18 protein-coding genes are annotated in these 18,355 nt (G+C 61.3%); 9 read left to right on the top strand and 9 right to left on the bottom strand.

The features are described from left to right. Positions 1-64: 64 nt before the first annotated feature. The 7 genes from mtgA to mpl form a co-directional block, all read right to left on the bottom strand. Entirely contained in the window at positions 65-805 is a 741-nt protein-coding gene (gene mtgA / locus AC3RCG_RS24810; RefSeq protein WP_492402367.1) for a monofunctional biosynthetic peptidoglycan transglycosylase, read from the bottom strand. Further along, positions 787-1,614: a shikimate dehydrogenase gene (aroE, locus tag AC3RCG_RS24815; RefSeq protein ID WP_492402333.1), complete on the bottom strand. Its 828-nt coding sequence runs from the start codon at positions 1,612-1,614 to the stop codon at positions 787-789. The genes mtgA and aroE overlap by 19 nt, the downstream gene beginning before the upstream one ends. Before the next feature lie 11 nt (positions 1,615-1,625). Then, a complete protein-coding gene (locus AC3RCG_RS24820; RefSeq protein WP_492402366.1) occupies positions 1,626-2,483 on the bottom strand; it encodes an energy transducer TonB family protein in 858 nt (285 codons plus the stop codon). A 137-nt stretch (positions 2,484-2,620) separates the two neighbouring features. Continuing rightward, a complete protein-coding gene (locus AC3RCG_RS24825) occupies positions 2,621-4,708 on the bottom strand; it encodes a ribonuclease catalytic domain-containing protein (protein ID WP_492402332.1) in 2,088 nt (695 codons plus the stop codon). Positions 4,709-4,710: 2 nt separating this feature from the next. After that, positions 4,711-5,325: a chorismate--pyruvate lyase family protein gene (locus AC3RCG_RS24830; protein ID WP_070222145.1), complete on the bottom strand. Its 615-nt coding sequence runs from the start codon at positions 5,323-5,325 to the stop codon at positions 4,711-4,713. Continuing rightward, positions 5,322-5,906 (bottom strand): YqiA/YcfP family alpha/beta fold hydrolase, encoded by a 585-nt coding sequence (locus AC3RCG_RS24835; protein WP_492402331.1) that lies wholly within the window; start codon positions 5,904-5,906, stop codon positions 5,322-5,324. The genes AC3RCG_RS24830 and AC3RCG_RS24835 overlap by 4 nt, the downstream gene beginning before the upstream one ends. Then, positions 5,903-7,279, bottom strand: a complete 1,377-nt coding sequence (gene mpl / locus AC3RCG_RS24840) for a UDP-N-acetylmuramate:L-alanyl-gamma-D-glutamyl-meso-diaminopimelate ligase (RefSeq protein WP_492402330.1) — start codon at positions 7,277-7,279, stop codon at positions 5,903-5,905. The genes AC3RCG_RS24835 and mpl overlap by 4 nt, the downstream gene beginning before the upstream one ends. Positions 7,280-7,394: 115 nt before the next feature. On the opposite strand from mpl, the gene AC3RCG_RS24845 reads away from it, so the two are divergent. The 8 genes from AC3RCG_RS24845 (at position 7,395) to AC3RCG_RS24880 (ending at position 14,359) form a co-directional block, all read left to right on the top strand. After that, entirely contained in the window at positions 7,395-8,033 is a 639-nt protein-coding gene (locus AC3RCG_RS24845; protein ID WP_070222151.1) for a hypothetical protein, read from the top strand. Between the two features lie 19 nt (positions 8,034-8,052). Beyond that, positions 8,053-8,607 carry a TlpA family protein disulfide reductase gene (locus AC3RCG_RS24850; RefSeq protein ID WP_070222153.1) on the top strand — a complete coding sequence of 185 codons (555 nt, stop codon included), beginning with the start codon at positions 8,053-8,055 and terminating at the stop codon, positions 8,605-8,607. A gap of 82 nt (positions 8,608-8,689) precedes the next feature. Next, positions 8,690-9,127 (top strand): type II 3-dehydroquinate dehydratase, encoded by a 438-nt coding sequence (aroQ, locus tag AC3RCG_RS24855; protein WP_034746628.1) that lies wholly within the window; start codon positions 8,690-8,692, stop codon positions 9,125-9,127. A gap of 91 nt (positions 9,128-9,218) precedes the next feature. Beyond that, entirely contained in the window at positions 9,219-9,683 is a 465-nt protein-coding gene (gene accB, locus AC3RCG_RS24860; RefSeq protein ID WP_070222155.1) for an acetyl-CoA carboxylase biotin carboxyl carrier protein, read from the top strand. A gap of 101 nt (positions 9,684-9,784) precedes the next feature. After that, positions 9,785-11,200: an acetyl-CoA carboxylase biotin carboxylase subunit gene (gene accC / locus AC3RCG_RS24865; protein ID WP_070222157.1), complete on the top strand. Its 1,416-nt coding sequence runs from the start codon at positions 9,785-9,787 to the stop codon at positions 11,198-11,200. Then, positions 11,197-12,141: a 50S ribosomal protein L11 methyltransferase gene (gene prmA, locus AC3RCG_RS24870; RefSeq protein WP_070222159.1), complete on the top strand. Its 945-nt coding sequence runs from the start codon at positions 11,197-11,199 to the stop codon at positions 12,139-12,141. The genes accC and prmA overlap by 4 nt, the downstream gene beginning before the upstream one ends. 8 nt (positions 12,142-12,149) lie before the next feature. Further along, the gene (locus tag AC3RCG_RS24875) at positions 12,150-13,409 is read left to right on the top strand and encodes a DUF3426 domain-containing protein (RefSeq protein WP_070290495.1); all 1,260 of its coding nucleotides are present in this window, start codon (positions 12,150-12,152) and stop codon (positions 13,407-13,409) included. A gap of 11 nt (positions 13,410-13,420) precedes the next feature. Further along, on the top strand, positions 13,421-14,359 hold the full coding sequence (locus tag AC3RCG_RS24880; RefSeq protein WP_034780255.1) for a carbohydrate kinase family protein: 939 nt from the start codon (positions 13,421-13,423) through the stop codon (positions 14,357-14,359). A 121-nt stretch (positions 14,360-14,480) separates the two neighbouring features. On the opposite strand, the gene AC3RCG_RS24885 is transcribed toward AC3RCG_RS24880, so the two are convergent. Then, positions 14,481-15,014 carry a YggT family protein gene (locus AC3RCG_RS24885; protein WP_227742044.1) on the bottom strand — a complete coding sequence of 178 codons (534 nt, stop codon included), beginning with the start codon at positions 15,012-15,014 and terminating at the stop codon, positions 14,481-14,483. Between the two features lie 366 nt (positions 15,015-15,380). On the opposite strand from AC3RCG_RS24885, the gene AC3RCG_RS24890 reads away from it, so the two are divergent. After that, positions 15,381-16,403 (top strand): hypothetical protein, encoded by a 1,023-nt coding sequence (locus AC3RCG_RS24890; protein WP_409027843.1) that lies wholly within the window; start codon positions 15,381-15,383, stop codon positions 16,401-16,403. 719 nt (positions 16,404-17,122) lie between these two features. On the opposite strand, the gene AC3RCG_RS24895 is transcribed toward AC3RCG_RS24890, so the two are convergent. Further along, complete coding sequence (locus AC3RCG_RS24895; RefSeq protein ID WP_070218582.1) at positions 17,123-18,274, bottom strand: ribonucleotide-diphosphate reductase subunit beta; 1,152 nt, start codon at positions 18,272-18,274, stop codon at positions 17,123-17,125. Positions 18,275-18,355: the final 81 nt, after the last annotated feature.

Consider the following 18,355-nt stretch of genomic DNA (forward strand, 5'->3'; position numbering starts at 1 on the left):
ATCGCTGCGCCGCAATAGTACCAATCAGGCAGCTTTAACTTTATGCAAAGGAATCGCCCCGCCATCAAGGCAATTCCGCCGCCCCCATGCGGCGCAGAATCACGCCCGTGCGCCGGTTCAGATAACCGGTGTCGCGGTGACGGTCGTAAAAGCGGGGGTTCGGCAGCATCACGGCCAGTTTCGCCGCCTGCGCCGCGCTCAAGCCCGCCGCGCTGACCTTGTAATAGTGGCGTGCGGCCGCCTCGGCGCCGAAGGTGCCCATGCCAAATTCCACCACGTTCAGATAAATCTCGAAAATGCGCTGCTTTTCCATCAGGTTTTCCAGCATATACGTGATGATCAGTTCCTGGCCCTTGCGCACATAGCTGCGCGAACCGGACAGGAACAGATTCTTCGCCAGCTGCTGCGTGATGGTGGAGCCGCCCGCCACGACTTTCTGCTTCTTGCTGTTCTTTTCATATGCCTTTTGCAAGGCTTCCCAGTCCACGCCTTCGTGCTCGGAAAAATTCGCGTCTTCCGAGGCGATGATGGCCCGTTTCAGATTGTTCGAAATGCGGTTGTACGGCACCCACGTCTGCTGGATCGTGGCATTCGGATTCTTTTCCTGCAAGACAGACAACTGTTCGCGCATGAAAGCCGTGCTGGACGGGTTATGGTCGACCCACCACCAGATTTGCAGGAAGAAATACAGTTGCACGACGATAAAGGCCAGCACGGGCACGATGAACAGCCACTTGATCCAGCCGTAGCCACGGCCGCTCTTGCGCGCGCCCTTCTTGCCGGCGCTCACAGGCTGCCCCGCAATTGCGCCAGCAAGTCCTGCGTCTGCGGCCGCACGCCGCGCCACACGTAAAACGCTTCAGCCGCCTGCTCCACCAGCATGCCCAGGCCGTCGCGCACCTGCGCGCCATGCTGGGCGGCAAAGTCCATGAAGACGGTGGGCTGGGCGCCATACATCATGTCCAGCGCCAGGGTGTGGCTGCCGAAGATACCGGGCGGCACGGGCGGCAAGTCGCCCGCCAGGCTGGCCGAGGTGGCATTGATGACGATATCGAAGACGCCGTCGGGCTGCGTGAAGCCGCCGGCGCGCAGTTGCTCGGGCTGCGCCAGCGCATCGGCAAACTGCGCCACCAGCGCTTCGGCCGTGGCCACGGTGCGGTTGGCAATGAACATTTCCTGCGGCCCCTGTTCCAGCAAGGGCAGCACGACGCCGCGCGCCGCGCCGCCCGCCCCCAGCAGCAGGACGCGCTTGCCGGCAATGCTCACGCCCGCATTGCGCACGATGTCGGCCACCAGGCCCGCGCCATCGGTATTTTCGCCAAGAATGATGTCGCCATCAAAACGCAGGGTATTGACGGCGCCGGCGGCCCTGGCCCGCGGCGTCAGCGCGGTGGCCAGCGCGCACGCGTCGAGCTTGAAGGGCACCGTCACGTTCGCGCCCTTGCCGCCCTCGGCCGCAAACGTCCGGGCGGCCAGCGCAAAGCCGTCGAGCGGCGCCAGCCGGCGCTCGTAGACCAACGCTTGTCCTGTCTGCAGGGCAAACGCGGCATGGATCAGGGGGGACTTGCTGTGGGCGATGGGATTGCCGAAGACGCAATATTGATCGGGGTTCATCTCTTGCTTGTTCAATTGCTGCCGCCAGTCAGGTTAGCTTCCATTTTTTCTTCGCGGGTAAATTTGAAACGGGTGATGACGACCCACAGGTCATCTTTATCACTCGACAACATATTCGGCGGGAAACGGCCGAACGGCGCAGCGCGGCGCACGATGGCCAGGGCCGCCGCGTCCAGCGCGGGATTACCCGAGCTTTTCTCCACGCGGACGCCGCCCTCTTTCTGGTAAATCGTGCCGTCCTGAAAGATGGGGATGTAGACGACCAGTTCGCCATACATCTTGCGGCCATTGTTTTGCGGGAAATTCAGGGTGCCGATTTCCTCGATACGCTTTTGCAGGGTCTTGTAATACATGGCATAGCCGACCTCCTGCGTACTGGGCGTAATAAAGGTCTTGCGCGGGCGCTTGTTCTGGTCTTCCACGGTCTGGCTGATCTCGGCTGCCATGCGGGCGATGGCCTTGCTGCTTTCCATCAAGTCCGAACCGGAGGCCAGGGGATTGGGCTTGTCTTTTTCCGTGACGGGCGCGGCGCTGTAGGGCGTCGGTTTGGCCGCCTGCGTCAGCAGTTCCTGCTGCTTCTGCTCCAGCTCGGCGATGCGCCGGGCGCTGGCCTTGACGCTGTCGCCCTCTTCCACCTTGCGCATGTCGGGCAAGGGCGACTTGGCGCGGCCCTTGTCGGCCTGACCACCGCCATCGAGGTTGGCTTGCGCCAGGGCATCTGCCTTCAGCGGCTTGTCCGCATGCTTGGCATTGACCAGTATCACTTCCAGGCCGGGATCGGTGGCGACGGCCCGCTGCGGGGCCGGGGCGACAAAATGCATCGCCAGCAAGGCGCCGTGCGCCAGCAGCGATACCGCCACGGCGATCATCAGGAAACGATTCTCTCGAAAAGACTTCACGCGCAACCCAGTTAGCAACAAGCACACCATACAAGATGGCTGAATTCTACGTCAAAGGGCGACGCGGGAAACAGTTTTAGTCCCGTTTTTCACGCCGCCCCGCAGCCTTACTTGACCTCGGGCTCGCTGACCACGTCTTCGCTGGCCAGTTCCGCCACTTCCGCGTCCGCGTCGCTGACCTGGTTCGCCGCTTCCGGCGAAGCTTCTGCCGCCGCGTCGCCCTCTTCCGCACCTTCGTCGCCCGATTCCTCTTCGTAGTCGAGCTCGGCATCGGCCGCCGCATCGGGCACGGCGGCGATTTCCAGCAACCGCGCTTCGATGCTCAGGTCGACTTCATCCCAGCGCAAGAGATCCAGCTTGACCTGCGCACCGCGCGCCACCGATGGCATGCCCGGCAGCTTGATGACCAGCGGAATGTCAACCAGGCGCAGGATTTCATCTTTCAGCACGACGGCATCGACCTGGCGCGCGTTTTCCTGGTGCAGCCAGCGCAAGCACCAGTAGCGTTCCATATTCGACTGGAAATCGCCATACGCGGCATACGCGGCGTCGAAGGCCGAGACGATGGCGAACAGATTCGCATCGCGCGGCTTGAACGGGGCCACCAGCGGCGCCGTCACGCCATGCTCGGCGCAGGCGATGATTTGCCACTGGTTCACCAGGTCCGTGTAGCGGCGCAAGGGCGAGGTGCTCCACGCGTATTGATCCACGCCCAGGCCCTGATGCGGCGCCGCATGGGTGACCATGCGCACCTGCATCTTTGCCGCCCAGCTATTGCCGCTGCCGCCGCCCTGACTGCGGTAGATGCCAGGCACGCCATGGTCGTGCAGCATCTTGCCCCAGGTACTGTTGGCAAAGATCATCAATTCGGCGACGATCTTGTCCAGCGGCGCGCCACGCTTGCGGCGCGCCACGGTGACGATGTCGTTTTCCACATAAAAGTTGAAATCGACGCGGTTATTCTGTTCCGGCTTCAGGCCAAACGCTTCGCGCTTCTTCATGCGGCCCTGTTCCAGCTGCTGCGCCCATTGCCACAGGATGGCGAAGTCGGCCTTGTGCGGATAGTCGCCTTCGCCGCTGGCCAGGGTTTCCTCGTTGACAAGGTCGTCGAGCTGGTTGTGGCGCAAGTTGCTGGCAATCGGCACCAGCTCGGCGCGCGTCTGCGTGCTGACGACGGCCCAGTCGGCTTTCGGGTCCAGGGTCGCGTACAGCGACAGGGCCGGGCACGTCGTGCCTTCCGCCAGGGTAAACGCATTGACGATTTCGTCCGGCAGCATGGTGATCTTATCGCCCGGCATGTAGACGGTCGACATGCGCTGGCGCGCCATCTTGTCGATCACGTCTTCCGGACGGATGCCCAGGCCCGGCGCGGCGATGTGAATACCCACTTTCACGGTGCCGTCCGGCAAGGGCTGCACGGAAAACGCATCGTCGATCTCGGTGGTGGTTACGTCGTCGATCGAGAAGGCGGCCACGTCGGCCAGCGGCAGCTTGGCTGTCACGGACGGCACAGGGACGCTCGGGAAACCGGCGCCCTTGGGGAAATTTTCGAAGAGGAACTTCGACAGGTGCAAGTCTTTCGGCGAAGCGATACCACCGACGGCCAGCATCAGGCGCGGCGGCGTCGTGTGCAATTCCGTGCACGCCGCTTCCAGCGCCTTGTATTCAATCGTGTTCTTGTCCGGCTTGAACAGCAATTGCAGCACCATGGGCTGCATCGAGGCGGGCAAGCGGTTCTGTTTCAGTTCTTCCACATAGCCTGCCTGCACCAGGGCCTGCTGCTTTTTCTTTTCGATGCCGGCCAATGCCGCCTTCAAGGACGCTTCCGGCGCCGCCTTGTAGCGGCCACGGCCCTTCTTGTAGAAATACACGGGCGCCGAATGCAGGGCGAGGATCAGGCCGGCCGCTTCCGGCGGCAAGGGGGCATGGCCGAAATACTCGGCGCCCAGCTCGGCAAAGCCGAACTCGTCTTCGCCCGCCACTTCCCACAGGAAATCGAGGTCGATTTCGGCGGCAACGGCCTTGGCTTGCTCAAGCAACTCGGCCGGGGCCGGCTTTTCATACTGCAGCAGCACATCCTTGACCTTGACCTTGGTGCGCTTGCCGCTGGCCATTTCGACCTGGTACGCTTCACCCGCTTGCGACAGGACCGTGCCGACCTTGAAATCGCCGGATTCTTCAAAAAATAGATTCATTATTATGCTTTGTTTATTAGTGTGTCGGTTGCAGCGGTGCGAGCGACGGACGTCAACTCGAGCACCGCCGGCAAAAATACTTCTGTTACCAGCAGCAAGCCCTGGTGACGCTGGTACAGGCAGCGGCGGGCAAAAAACAGCGACTTGGCATCAAAGCGCCGCCCTTCCAATGCCAGTGCCGCCTGCGCCCGCTGCACCAGCGGGTGCCCGGCACGCAAGCGGGCAAATTCCAGTGCACCGCGGCGTACCATGCGGTCGCCAAACAGCGTCGTGCCCAGCGAGCGCTCGCCCAGCGCCGAAAACAGGGGCCAGTCCGTGGCCGTCGCCTGCATGGGCACGACGGTATGGCCAAACACGGCCGGTCTGTTATCACAACGCAACAGCACTTCGCGCTCCCATACCCGGCCCGCGCGGTGCAAACCAATGATGGCGGCCTCGTCGCTCAAGCAGCGTGCCGTTTCCTGATGCAAACATTGCACGCGGAACGCCTGGCTGTGCGCTTTCAGCTTGGCCGTCAGCGAACCGCCGCCCGTGAGCCAGTGGCGCAGGGCCGGCGGCGCATTGACGGCATTGACGTGCGCATGCCATTGCGCCTGCCGCAGCGAACCCGGCCTCACTGGGCAGAGTCCGCGTCGATGCCGCAAAAGGCCAGCACGGGCGCCACGTATGCGGCAAATTCGCTGATGCCATGGTCGCTGCCGTCGATGACGCACTGCCGCGCCCCCTGATAATGCGCCACCATGTCGCGGTAGTCGAGCACTTCATCGCCGGTGGCGGCAATCAGGAAATAGCGTTGCGGCTCAGTAATTTTCTCTACAGCAAAGGTTCCCAGCTCGGCGATGTATTCGCGCTTGAACTCGAATGGCTTGTCCGAATGGAACTCCGTCGTCACGCCCACATGCTGCTCCAGGTCGATCAGGGGCACGATGGCAGGATTGAGCAGCACGGCGCGGCAACCGAGCCGCTCGGCCAGCCAGGTGGCGTAATAGCCGCCCAGCGAGGAGCCGATAATCGTCAGGTCGGCCGGCGCCACGTCTTTCACTAATGACAAAGCCAATTCAATGGCCAGCTTGGGCGAGGCCGGCAACTGCGGGCACAGCCATTCAGCTTCGCGGCCCAGCGCCTGCATCTGCGCGGCCAGCAGGCGCGACTTCATCGACAGGGGCGACGAGCGAAATCCATGCAGGTACAGAATCATCGGCCCAGCGCCTCCAGCAATTTCTGGTGCACGCCGCCAAAGCCGCCGTTGCTCATGACCACGATCTGGTCGCCTGGACGGGCGCTGGCGGCCACGGCGGCCACGAGGGTATCGATGTCTTCAAAGGCGCTGGCAATCTTGCCCAGCGGCGCCAGCGCGTCGCCCAGGCTCCAGCCCAGCGCGGCATGACCGCCAAAACCGAAGACCAGGTCCGCATCCTTGAGGCTGCCCGGCAACGCCTCTTTCATGGCGCCCAGCTTCATGGTGTTCGAGCGCGGTTCCAGCACGGCCAGGATGCGGCCGCTGTCGCCAATTTTTTGGCGCAGACCGCCCACGGTGGTGGCAATGGCCGTCGGATGGTGCGCGAAATCGTCGTACACGGTGATGTCGTTGACCACGCCGCGCACTTCCATGCGGCGCTTGACGCTCTCGAACGTGGCCAGCGAAGCGCACGCCTGGGCAATGGGCACGCCCACGTGACGCGCGGCGGCGATGGCGGCCAGCGCATTGCTGCGGTTGTGCTTGCCCGTGAGTGCCCACGCCACATGGCCTTCCTGCCGGCCATTGAAATACACGTCGAAGCTGCCATCGGCCTGCTCTTGCAGTTGCCAGTTGGCATCTTGACCAAAACTTTCCTGTTCGCTCCAGCAACCGCGCGTCAGCACGCGCTGCAGCGACGCTTCGTCGCCGTTGTACACGAGGCGGCCGATGCCGGGCACGGTGCGCACCAGGTGGTGGAATTGCGTCTCGATCGCGTGCAGATCGGGGAAGATGTCGGCGTGATCGTATTCCAGGTTATTCATGACGGCCGTCTTCGCGTGGTAATGCACGAACTTGCTGCGCTTGTCGAAGAAGGCCGTATCGTATTCGTCGGCTTCGATGACGAAGAAGTCCGACTCGGCGCTCTTGCCGTCGATCTTGCCGGACAGGCGGGCGGAAATGCCAAAATTCATCGGCACGCCGCCGATCAGGAAGCCCGGCGCGTAGCCCGCGTCTTCGAGTATCCAGGCCAGCATGGCTGATGTTGTCGTCTTGCCATGCGTGCCGGCCACTGCCAGCACCCACCGATTGCGCAGAATGTGTTCGCCGATCCATTGCGGGCCCGATACATAGGGCAGGCTGCGGTTGAGGATTTCTTCCACCAGCGGGTTGCCGCGCGAGACCACATTGCCAATCACATACAAATCCGGGTTCAGCTTGGTCTGTTCCGGATCGAATCCTTGGATCAGTTCGATTCCCTGCGATTCCAGCTGAGTGCTCATCGGCGGATAGACGTTGGCATCGCAACCGGTGACTTTATGGCCGGCTTCCTTGGCCAGGACAGCCAAGCCGCCCATGAAGGTACCGCAAATACCGAGAATATGAATATGCATGTGATCAGTGCGAAAGGTGCACGCTTAAGTAAGTAAGACGGTGAGATAAAAAACAGCAAGTGCAGGATTTTACCTGACGCCATGACTTTTTCCGCTTCGGAGTATCATCTCGCTCATGACGAACGATGCATTTGACGATAGCGCGCAGTTGCGCCTGGAAATCGCCGCCGCTGCCGCGCGCCTCGTGGCGCAGGATGGCGCCGACTATGGCAGCGCCAAGCGCAAGGCGGCGCGGCAAGTCCTCGGTGACGCGCCGAACCTGACCAATGTACTGCCTGACAACGACATGATCGAAGAACAGGTGCGGCAATACAATGCCCTGTTCCTGGCCGACAGCCAGCCGGCGCGCCTGTTCCAGCTGCGCACGATTGCGCTGCAGGTCATGGAAGCGTTGCAACAATTTCATCCCCTGCTCAGCGGCCCCGTGCTCAATGGCACGGCCGGCCCCCATGACGAGATCTATCTGCAGCTGTTTGCCGAGAGCGCCAAGGAAATCCACATCTTCCTGCTGAATAAAAATGTCGTGCTCGACATGTCGGAAAGCCCGCATTTCAAGGGAGCGCGTTATGATGCGGTCGAGACAGCCAGTTTCTTGTGGAAAAACGAAGGCGTGCACGCCGCCATGTATGAGCTCGACGATATGCGCGGCGCGCTGAAAGCCAAGGCGGACGGCAAGGTGCTGCGCACCGATATCGCCGGGCTGCGCAGCCTGCTGGCCGCCAGCCTTGCCGATGGCGTGCCGGCCGCCGACTAACATTGATATAGATAAAGTTATGACAAAAAAGAATTGGATCGCCTGCGCCATCGTCGCGCTGATGTTTGGCGGCATGGGCGCCTACGTCGGTTTAAGCAAGGAAAAAGCGAAAGCAGCGGGACCGCTGACGACCACGATCGCGCCAGGCGCGACGGGCCCCGTCAACGAGCTGTATGCGCTGTCCTTGCCGGACGCGGCGGGCGCCACGCAAGCCTTGTCGCAATGGAAAGGCAAGAATTTGCTGGTCAATTTCTGGGCGCCGTGGTGCCCTCCTTGCGTGGAAGAAATGCCGGAGTTATCCGAAGTGCAAGGCCACTATGCGGCAAAAAACCTGCAGGTGATCGGCATCGGCATCGATTCGGCCAGCAATATTGCTACTTTTGCCAGCAAGTTCAAGATTGCCTATCCCGTGTATGTCTCCGGCATGAGCGGCACCGACCTGTCGCGCCATTTTGGCAATGCCACGGGCGGTTTGCCCTTTACGGTGCTGATCGGCGCCGATGGCGAAGTCAAAAAGACCTATCTGGGCCGCTTGAAATTTGATCAGTTACGCGCCGATCTGGATAAATTGTAAATTCGGAGCGTGCTTTTTTCTCTTGCCAATGCGTATCTTTGGCGGCAAAATGCGGAACTTTCGCTAAAACGGTCTTCCATACATGGCAAAAAACCTCCTTCTGCTCAACGGTCCCAACCTGAATTTGCTGGGAACGCGCGAGCCTGAGGTCTACGGCGCCAGCACCTTGGCCGATATCGAACAGGCAGCAATGGCGCAAGCCATGGCGGCCGGTGCCGACCTGGTCTGCTTTCAAAGCAACCACGAAGGCGCGCTGATCGACCGCATCCATGCCGCGCGAGCGGAAGGGATCGATGCCATCGTCATCAATCCGGGCGGCCTGACCCATACCAGTGTTGCCTTGCGCGATGCGCTGGCCGGGGTCGCCATCCCGTTCGTGGAAGTCCATATCTCGAATATTTATCAACGCGAAACGTTTCGACATCACTCATTTCTCAGCGCGATCGCGCAGGGGACGATCTGCGGGCTAGGTATCGATGGATATCGGTTTGCCATCGACTTTGCGCTTAAAAAACGTTAATCTACGCGATCTGCACGCATTTAGCGCGGCGATAGGCTCTTGGACATCACCGCATCACTCATAAAACAAACTACATTCCTAGGGGTTTTACATGGATCTACGAAAACTCAAGACCTTGATCGACCTGGTCGCCGAATCGGATATCGCAGAGCTGGAAGTTACCGAAGGCGAAAGCAAGGTTCGCATCGTCAAATCGTCGGCCATGCCGCAAAACCAGATGGTCATGATGCAGCCGCAAGGCATGCAAGCCCAATACCAGCCAGCCGCGCCAGCCGCCGCTCCCGCTGCGGCACCTGCCGTCGTGGTCGCCGCCGAGCCAACGGGCTATGTGGTCAAGTCGCCGATGGTCGGTACCTTCTACCGTTCCTCCGCTCCTGGCAGCGCCGCCTATGTTGAAGTGGGCTCGACCGTCAAGGAAGGTGATACCCTGTGCATCATCGAAGCGATGAAGCTCCTGAATGAAATCGACTCCGATAAAGCCGGCGTCGTGACCCAGATCCTGGTCGAAAACGGCCAACCGGTCGAATTCGGTCAACCCTTGTTTGTGATCGGCTAAAACCCAGTCCACACGGCCGGCAACGGCCGTTTGCAGTTTTAGCCCCTCACACTTGTTGTTTCGCCGGCTCGCCGGCTCTCACAGACATACGCGAACCTACCATGTTTGAAAAAATCCTGATTGCCAACCGTGGTGAAATTGCCCTCCGTATTCAGCGCGCCTGCCGCGAAATGGGCATTAAAACGGTTGTAGTCCACTCCGAAGCCGACAAGGACGCGAAATACGTCAAGCTGGCCGACGAATCCGTTTGTATCGGTCCGGCACAGTCGACCCTGAGCTACCTGAACATGCCCGCCATTATCAGCGCCGCTGAAGTGACGGATGCGCAAGCGATTCACCCAGGCTACGGCTTCCTGTCGGAAAATGCCGACTTTGCCGAACGCGTCGAGAAATCGGGCTTCGTCTTCATCGGCCCCCGCTCCGAATCGATCCGTCTGATGGGCGATAAAGTATCGGCCAAGCAAACCATGATCAAGGCTGGCGTACCGTGCGTACCCGGCTCCGAAGGCGCGTTGCCGGACGATCCGAAAGCGATCGTGCAAATTGCCCGCAAGATCGGTTACCCGGTCATCATCAAGGCCGCCGGCGGCGGTGGCGGACGCGGCATGCGCGTGGTGCACACGGAAGCGGCCCTGATCAACGCCGTGGCGATGACCAAGACGGAAGCGGGCACGGCTTTCGGCAACCCTGAAGTGTATATGGAGAAGTACCTGGAAAATCCGCGCCACGTGGAAATCCAGATCCTCGCCGACGAACACAAGAACGCCGTCTGGCTGGGCGAGCGCGACTGCTCCATGCAGCGCCGCCACCAGAAAGTGATCGAAGAAGCACCAGCGCCGGGCATCCCGCGCAAACTGATCGAGAAAATTGGCGACCGTTGCGCCGAAGCATGCCGCAAGATCGGCTACCGCGGCGCCGGCACGTTTGAATTCCTGTACGAAAACGGCGAGTTCTATTTCATTGAAATGAATACCCGCGTGCAAGTGGAGCATCCCGTCACCGAGATGATCACCGGCATCGACATCGTGCAGGAACAGATCCGCATCGCCGCCGGCGAAAAACTGCGTTTCCGCCAGCGCGACGTCTTGCTGTCGGGTCACGCCATCGAGTGCCGCATCAATGCGGAAGACCCGTTCAAGTTCACGCCATCGCCAGGCAAGATCGTGTCCTGGCATGCGCCGGGCGGCCCTGGCATCCGCGTCGACTCGCACGCCTACGCCGGCTACTATGTGCCGCCGCATTACGACTCGATGATCGGCAAAGTGATCGCTTACGGCGCCACGCGCGAACAAGCGATCCGCCGCATGCAGATCGCCCTGTCCGAAATGGTGGTCGAAGGCATCAACACGAATATCGCCCTGCACCGCGAACTGATGATCGACGCGCGCTTCATCGAAGGCGGCACCAACATTCACTATCTGGAACAGAAACTGGCCGACATGCCGGACCTGGGCAAGAACCTGAATGGCGGCAGCCCCAGCATCGCCAAGAAGTCCGAAATCAAGGCGGGCGCATGAGCTGGACGGAAATCGTCATCGAAATCGCCCGTGACAACGCCGAGGCCATGTCCGACGCGTTGATGGAAGCGGGTGCCCTGTCGGTATCGGTGGAAGACGCCGATGAAGGCACGGATGCCGAGCAGCCGCTGTTTGGCGAGCCCGGCATGGAACCGAAGGAAGCGGCGTGGGAACGCAGCCGCGTGGTGGCGCTGACGGACGTCGACGCAGACCAGGCCGCCATCGTGGCCGCCGCTGCGCAAGCGGTCGGCATGACGGAAGTGCCCGCCTTTAGCATGCGCCCCGTGGAAGAGCAGGACTGGGTGCGTTTGACCCAGTCGCAATTCGCCCCGATTCACATCGGCAAGAATATCTGGGTCGTGCCCAGCTGGCACGAGGCACCGGACCCAAGCGGCCTGATCCTGGAACTGGATCCGGGCCTGGCCTTCGGCACGGGCAGCCACCCGACCACGCGTCTGTGCATGGAATGGCTGGAAGCCCATCCTGCCCCAGGCAAGACCGTGCTCGACTACGGTTGCGGTTCCGGCATCCTGGCCATGGTGGCCAAGAAACTCGGTGCGCAAACGGTGGCCGGCGTCGATATCGACCCGCAAGCGATCGAATCGGCGCGCGACAATGCCGAGCGCAACCAGTGCGAGATCGAATATTTCTTGCCAGACACGTTTGCCACGTCGGCACACGCCACGGCCAAGTTTGACATCGTCGTCGCCAATATCCTGTCGAGCCCATTGAAGCTGATGGCGCCGATGCTCTCGGGCCGTGTCGCCGACGGCGGCGCGCTGATCCTGTCCGGCGTGCTGGCACGCCAGGCGGAAGAAGTGGCCGCTGCCTACGCGCCATTCATCGAGCTGGGCGTATGGGCCGAGCAAGACGGCTGGGTGGCCCTGCATGGCCGCCTGGGTGCAACGCAAGCGCCTGCGCCCCGCGCGGAAGGTGCATAAGCACAGCAATGGCCCTCGCCACCAAATGCCCCCATTGCAACACGATATTTCGGGTCGCTGCTGACCAGTTGAAGTTACGTGGGGGCATCGTGCGCTGTGGCACGTGCAGGGAAGTGTTTGACGGCAATGCCGCGCTGGTCGATCCAGCCGCGGCATCGCCGTTTTTAACATCCGCTCCCGGTACTGCCGCCCCGCCGTCAAGCAGTTATCTGGCCGACAACAGCCTGCCGTCCGCCACGGACGACGAACCCATCTACTCCCTCGACTTCGACACCTCGTTTGACCCGTTTGGCATCCTGCCGGAAACGGCGAAGCTCAAGGACGACGCGGACGATGGCGAGCACATCGAGCTGGACCTCGACGTCAGCCTGCCTGAAGAGGCAGCAGCCGACGCACCGCCCGAACTCCCCGAAGAAACACCGGCAAAAACACCGGCCGAGCTGCCCGAAGCACCGTTGCCCCAGCCAATGGCGCCCTTCAAGCGCCGCCAGGTCGATGACGCGCCCGCCTTTGCCACGTATTTGCGCGACAGCCGCCGCGAACCGAATCTGGAAACTGGCGCCGCAGCGGCGGCGCCCGCGACCGAAAAAGTCAGCCTGGACAAGCCCATGCCGCCTGCGCCTGCCGCAGCCAGCCCCGCGCGCCGCGAACCCACGCTGGCCGACCATGCCTTCACGCCGCGGCCCGCCGCCGTTGCGCCGGCGCCAGCCGATGAGCAGGAAGAACCGGTCCTGCCGCCAGCCGACGACGAACCGGCTTTCGTCACCCAGGGCCGGCGCCGCGAACAGAGCAGCAAGGCCCTGCGCGTGGCCATGGCCGCCGGCTCGGTGGTACTGCTGCTTTTATTATTCCTGCAGGTAATGACCACCTTCCGCAATCCGCTGGCGGCGCAATTTCCGCAGTGGAAGCCGACCCTGGTCACGCTGTGCAAGCTCAGCGGCTGCCAGGTCGACTTGCCGGCGCAGATCGAGGCGCTGGCCATCGAGCAGGGCGAGCTGCAGACCCTGAAGGAACAGACGTTTTCCTACGTCTCGCTGCTGCGCAACCAGAGCCGCAGCGTGCAAGCCTGGCCCAGCATCGAACTGATTCTCAACGACGCGAACGACAAGCCCCTCTTGCGCCGCGTGATCGCGCCGCGCGACTATCTGCCGGCCGCTATCGACGTGAACACGGGGTTTGCGCCGCGCTCGGAACAAACCATCAAACTGTATTTTGCATTAGACCAGCTCACGGCGTCTGGCTACCATATCGCCATCTTTTACCCTTAACAGGCACTATCATGACCAAAACATCGCTGATCTGCGGCTCGCTTGCCACCGACACCATCATGCAATTCCCTGGCCGCTTCGGCGAATCCCTGCTGGCCGACCAGCTGCACAAGGTGAACGTCTCCTTCCTCGTGCCCACCATGCGCACGGAGTTCGGCGGTTGCTCGGGCAACATCGCCTACAGCCTGAAAATGCTGGGCGGCGACCCGCGCATCGTCGGCGTGATGGGGCAAGACAGTGCCGCCTACCTGGAGCGCCTGCAAAAGCTGGGCATTTCCACCGCCAACATCCTGATCAAGGCCGACAGTTACAACGCGCAGTGCTTCGTCACGGCCGATGCGGACAACAACCAGATCAACGCCTTCCACCCGGGCGCCATGTCGTTCGCGCATGAAAACCCGATCGCCAATGCAGGCCCGGCCAAGGTCGCCATCATTTCACCGGACGGCGACCAGGGCATGCTCAAGCACGCCGCCGACCTGGCCGAGCTGGGCATTCCCTTCATGTTCGACCCGGGCCAGCAGTTGCCACGCTTCAATGGCGAACAGTTGATCGACTTCATCAACAAGGCCACGTATGTATCGGCCAACGATTATGAGATGGAAATGTTGATGGAACGCACGGGCTTGACCCTGCCGGACATCGCCAGCCGCCTGGAAGCGCTGATCGTCACGCGTGGCGAAAAAGGGTCGGAGATCTATACGGACGGCAAGCGCATCGACATTCCTGTCGTGACCGCCAAGGAAGTGCTGGACCCGACCGGTTGCGGCGACGCCTACCGTGCCGGCTTGCTGTTCGGCATCACCAACGACCTGGGCTGGGAAACCAGCGGCCGTCTGGCCAGCTTGCTGGGCGCCATCAAGATCGCCACCCAGGGCGCGCAAAACCATGTGTTTACGCCGGAGAGCATCGCCGAGCAGTTCGAAGCGGCATTCGGTTACCGCTATTAATATGTAGGTCGCAGGTCGGGTTGGCGCGGTAAACCGCGCGTCATCCGACAACATCGCTGGCATGGCAAGTGGGGATGTCGGCTTACGCTACGCTAAGCCAACCTACGCCCTCACATCACCATCATCGCAGCACAATAATCATCCCCACCAGCACTTGCGCAATCTGCAACAGGATCAGCGCCACCAGCAGCGACAAATCCAGACTGCCCACCAGGGGCACCACCTTGCGGATCGGACGCAGCAGCGGCTCGTTCAGGGCCCGTACGAACGGCGCCAGCGGCGCATGCGGGTTGACCCAGCTGAAGATGGCTTCGATGATCAGCAAGGCCATGAAACCGTAGAGTATCCATTGCAGGAAGCGTTGCAGCGACTTGAGCAGCACCACTTCGACGGGAGCGCCGGAAATAAACAGCACCGAGCTGGCCAGCAGCACGATCAGGAAGGCGCCGATCAGGCTGGCCCAGTCATACCCGCCCACGCCCGGTACCACGCGGCGCAGGGGGCGCACCAGCCAGTCGGACAATTGAAACGTGAATTGCGCCACCGACGAGGGCGGCCGCACGCGCACCGCCTGCATCCAGAAGCGCAGCAGCAACACGCCGCCCAGCAAGGTGGCGATGGTATCAACGATCAATGTAAGGATAACGATCAGCACGACTAATTCTCCAAAAAAAAACCGCTGTGTGATTGAGTCACACAGCGGCGTGTTGCCTCATCCAGGCACCCGTATCGTTGGAATTACGATGGGCGGGTGCTGGTTGGGAATGGCCAGGCTGCAGCCGGTGCCAACACGGTTTTTGCTACAGGTGCGATAGGTGCCGATGGCTTGGCGACAGGAGCTGCCTTCTTCGGTGCGGCCTTTTTAGGCGCGGCCTTCTTGGCGGCTGGCTTGGCGGCCACGGCGGCTGGTGCCGCTGGAGCTGCTGCCGGCGCTGCTGCTGGTGCGGCTGCCACGACTGGTGCTGCGGCTGGCTTGGCGGCAGGTTTCGCTGCTGCTTTTGCTGCCGGCTTGGCCGCTGGCTTGGCTGCAACTTTTGCTGCCGGCTTCGCTGCTACCTTGGCCGCTGGCTTGGCTGCAGGTTTTGCTGCTACCTTGGCGGCAGGTTTCGCTGCTGCTTTGGCGGCTGGCTTCGCTGCGACCTTGGCCGCTGGCTTGGCTGCCGCTTTTGCTGCCGGCTTCGCTGCCACCTTGGCTGCTGGCTTGGCTGCGGCCTTCGTTGCTGCCTTGGCTGCTGGCTTCGCCGCTACCTTGGCCGCTGGCTTGGCTGCTGCCTTAGTTGCTGGCTTGGCTGCCGGCTTCGCTGCGACCTTGGCCGCTGGCTTGGCTGCCGCTTTTGCCGCTGGCTTCGCTGCTGCTTTTGCTGCTGGCTTGGTCGCTGCCTTGGCTGCTGGCTTGGCTGCTGCCTTGGCGACGACTTTTTTCGCTGCTGGCTTGGCGGCCGCTTTGGCGGCCGGCTTCGCTGCTGCCTTGGCTGCAGGTTTCGCTGCGGCTTTTTTCACTGCTGGCTTGGCGACAGCTTTTGCTGCTGGCTTCGCTGCGGCTTTGGCGGCCGGCTTGGCTGCAGGTTTTGCTGCGGCTTTTTTCGCTGCTGGCTTGACTGCTGCCTTGGCGGCCGGCTTGGATGCTGCCTTGGCTACAGGTTTCGCTGCGGCTTTTTTCACTGCTGGCTTGGCCGCTGCTTTGGCGGCTGGTTTTGCCGCGGCTTTTGCTGCTGGCTTGGCCGCTGGTTTGGCTGCGGCTTTTTTCGCTACAGGCTTGGCTGCTGCCTTGGCTGCAGGTTTTGCTGCGGCTTTTGCTGCTGGCTTGGCCGCTGGTTTGGCTGCGGCTTTCGCTACTGGCTTGGCAGCCACTTTTGCTGCAGGCTTGGCTGCGGCTTTGGCGGCCGGTTTTGCTGCTGGTTTCGCTGCGGCTTTGGCAGCTGGTTTAGCGGCAACCGTCTTCGCTGCGGCTGCCGGCTTCTTCGCGGCAGGAGCAGCCTTGGCGGCTGGTTTCTTTACTTCTGATTTCTTAGCGGCTGTTGCCATTTGTCTCTCCTTCATCTGAGATGAGAAATTTAAGCTACAAGATTTAAACCCGTCCGACCCACCACAGGGATAGGCCAGGCGAATTATTCATCGGCACAAACGGTCGTTTGCGCTAATGAATTCGGCACCAGCTGAACTGCTGCAACTCCTCACGTTTGCAGCACTTCAGCCATCGTCGGTGCCACCCTGCTTTATCTCGCAGCTGGTGGCAAAGTCTGAATTCGGTCATTCGTTTTCGATGCCGTGCGTTTTTTCGCTCCTCGCATCGCGCTCGCCACAACACCGATGCGTCAAATAAAAAACCGCCATGCCTGAAAAAATTCGGGCACGGCGGCAGACGAAAACGGTGTGGTTTTGTGCATATCCGTGTAAATCTGTATCCCTGTTTTGCGAGGTTTTTTCGCTACCGCGCTGGTTAAAAAACCCCGCATTCTAACGCTCGCATTTGCAATCTCATAAAGTACACGAAAACCTTGTCAATGCGCAACCGGCACGACACGTTTTCGCCCGCTTTTTTGCACGATACGCGTGCTATCGCACAATCGCGCGGCAAATGCCGCCGCCAGCGTCTCCGGAAATGCTTTTTCGGGTGTGCGATGCGGCCATGCGCGGCATCCGGAAATCCTGGCGCAGGCCTCGTCGCATGCACCGATGATGCGCGCATTTTTGCGCCGCCACGCACGCAAAAAAAAAGCGCCGTCACGATGACGGCGCTTGTTGGCGTAGCCTGAAAAAGGATTACTCCCAGTTCAGCGCACCACCCGTTTGATACTCGGTCACGCGGGTCTCGAAGAAGTTGCGTTCCTTCTTCATGTCGATCATCTCGCTCATCCACGGGAATGGATTTTCTTCCTGGGCGAACAGCGGCTCGATGCCGATCTGCTGCGCGCGGCGGTTGGCGATGAAGCGCAAATAGCCCTTGAACATCGGCGCGTTCAGACCCAGCACGCCGCGCGGCATGGTGTCTTCCGCGTACGCGTATTCCAGTTCCACGGCCTTCATGAACAGGTCCTTGATCTCTTCGCGGAAGGCGGCCGTCCACAGCTGCGGGTTTTCCATCTTGATCGTGTTGATCAAGTCGATGCCGAAGTTGCAGTGCATCGATTCGTCGCGCAGGATGTACTGGTACTGCTCGGCCGCGCCCATCATCTTGTTCTGGCGGCCCAGCGCCAGGATCTGCGTGAAGCCGACGTAGAAGAACAGGCCTTCCATCAGGCAGGCAAACACGATCAGGGATTTGAGCAGCTTCTGGTCGTTTTCCACCGTGCCGGTAACGAAGGCCGGGTCGGTCAGGGTGTTGATGAACGGGATCAGGAATTCATCCTTGTCGCGGATCGACTTGACTTCGTTGTAGGCGTTGAATATCTCGCCTTCGTCCAGACCCAGCGATTCGACGATGTACTGGTAGGCGTGCGTGTGGATCGCTTCCTCGAACGCCTGGCGCAGCAGGTACTGGCGGCACTCGGGCGCCGTGATGTGGCGGTAGGTGCCCAGCACGATGTTGTTGGCGGCCAGCGAGTCGGCGGTAACAAAGAAGCCCAGGTTGCGCTTGACCAGGCGGCGCTCGTCGTCCGTCAGGCCGTTCGGGTTTTTCCACAGCTCGATATCGCGCTGCATGTTCACTTCCTGCGGCATCCAGTGGTTGGCGCAGCCGGCCAGGTATTTGTCCCACGCCCACTTGTACTTGAACGGCACCAGCTGGTTGACGTCCGTCTTGCCGTTGATGATGCGCTTGTCGTCGGCATTCACGCGGCGCGCCACTTGCTCGGCGTTCGCTTCGGACGGCTCGGCGCCGGCCGGCAGGTTCAAATCGGTATTTCCCAACGGCGCTTGCTGCGCCGGACGCGGCACAGCTGCCGACGTGGTTTCATCATCCCAAGACAACGACATATTCTTCTTCCTTTCCATGCCGGCGAGCCGGCGATCCGCAACAGGCCCGTTGAATCGGACAATGCGGACATTGACAACATT

The sequence above is a fragment of the Janthinobacterium sp. GW823-FHT01H08 genome, assembly GCF_058797855.1.

What these genes read in the sequence shown, in the direction of transcription:
- aroE (WP_492402333.1), bottom strand. Translation starts at nt 1,614, where the DNA reads ATGAACCCCGATCAATATTGCGTCTTCGGCAATCCCATCGCCCACAGC.
- AC3RCG_RS24820 (WP_492402366.1), bottom strand. Translation starts at nt 2,483, where the DNA reads ATGATCGCCGTGGCGGTATCGCTGCTGGCGCACGGCGCCTTGCTGGCG.
- AC3RCG_RS24825 (WP_492402332.1), bottom strand. Translation starts at nt 4,708, where the DNA reads ATGAATCTATTTTTTGAAGAATCCGGCGATTTCAAGGTCGGCACGGTC.
- AC3RCG_RS24835 (WP_492402331.1), bottom strand. Translation starts at nt 5,906, where the DNA reads ATGATTCTGTACCTGCATGGATTTCGCTCGTCGCCCCTGTCGATGAAG.
- mpl (WP_492402330.1), bottom strand. Translation starts at nt 7,279, where the DNA reads ATGCATATTCATATTCTCGGTATTTGCGGTACCTTCATGGGCGGCTTG.
- AC3RCG_RS24845 (WP_070222151.1), top strand. Translation starts at nt 7,395, where the DNA reads ATGACGAACGATGCATTTGACGATAGCGCGCAGTTGCGCCTGGAAATC.
- AC3RCG_RS24850 (WP_070222153.1), top strand. Translation starts at nt 8,053, where the DNA reads ATGACAAAAAAGAATTGGATCGCCTGCGCCATCGTCGCGCTGATGTTT.
- aroQ (WP_034746628.1), top strand. Translation starts at nt 8,690, where the DNA reads ATGGCAAAAAACCTCCTTCTGCTCAACGGTCCCAACCTGAATTTGCTG.
- accB (WP_070222155.1), top strand. Translation starts at nt 9,219, where the DNA reads ATGGATCTACGAAAACTCAAGACCTTGATCGACCTGGTCGCCGAATCG.
- accC (WP_070222157.1), top strand. Translation starts at nt 9,785, where the DNA reads ATGTTTGAAAAAATCCTGATTGCCAACCGTGGTGAAATTGCCCTCCGT.
- prmA (WP_070222159.1), top strand. Translation starts at nt 11,197, where the DNA reads ATGAGCTGGACGGAAATCGTCATCGAAATCGCCCGTGACAACGCCGAG.
- AC3RCG_RS24875 (WP_070290495.1), top strand. Translation starts at nt 12,150, where the DNA reads ATGGCCCTCGCCACCAAATGCCCCCATTGCAACACGATATTTCGGGTC.
- AC3RCG_RS24880 (WP_034780255.1), top strand. Translation starts at nt 13,421, where the DNA reads ATGACCAAAACATCGCTGATCTGCGGCTCGCTTGCCACCGACACCATC.
- AC3RCG_RS24895 (WP_070218582.1), bottom strand. Translation starts at nt 18,274, where the DNA reads ATGTCGTTGTCTTGGGATGATGAAACCACGTCGGCAGCTGTGCCGCGT.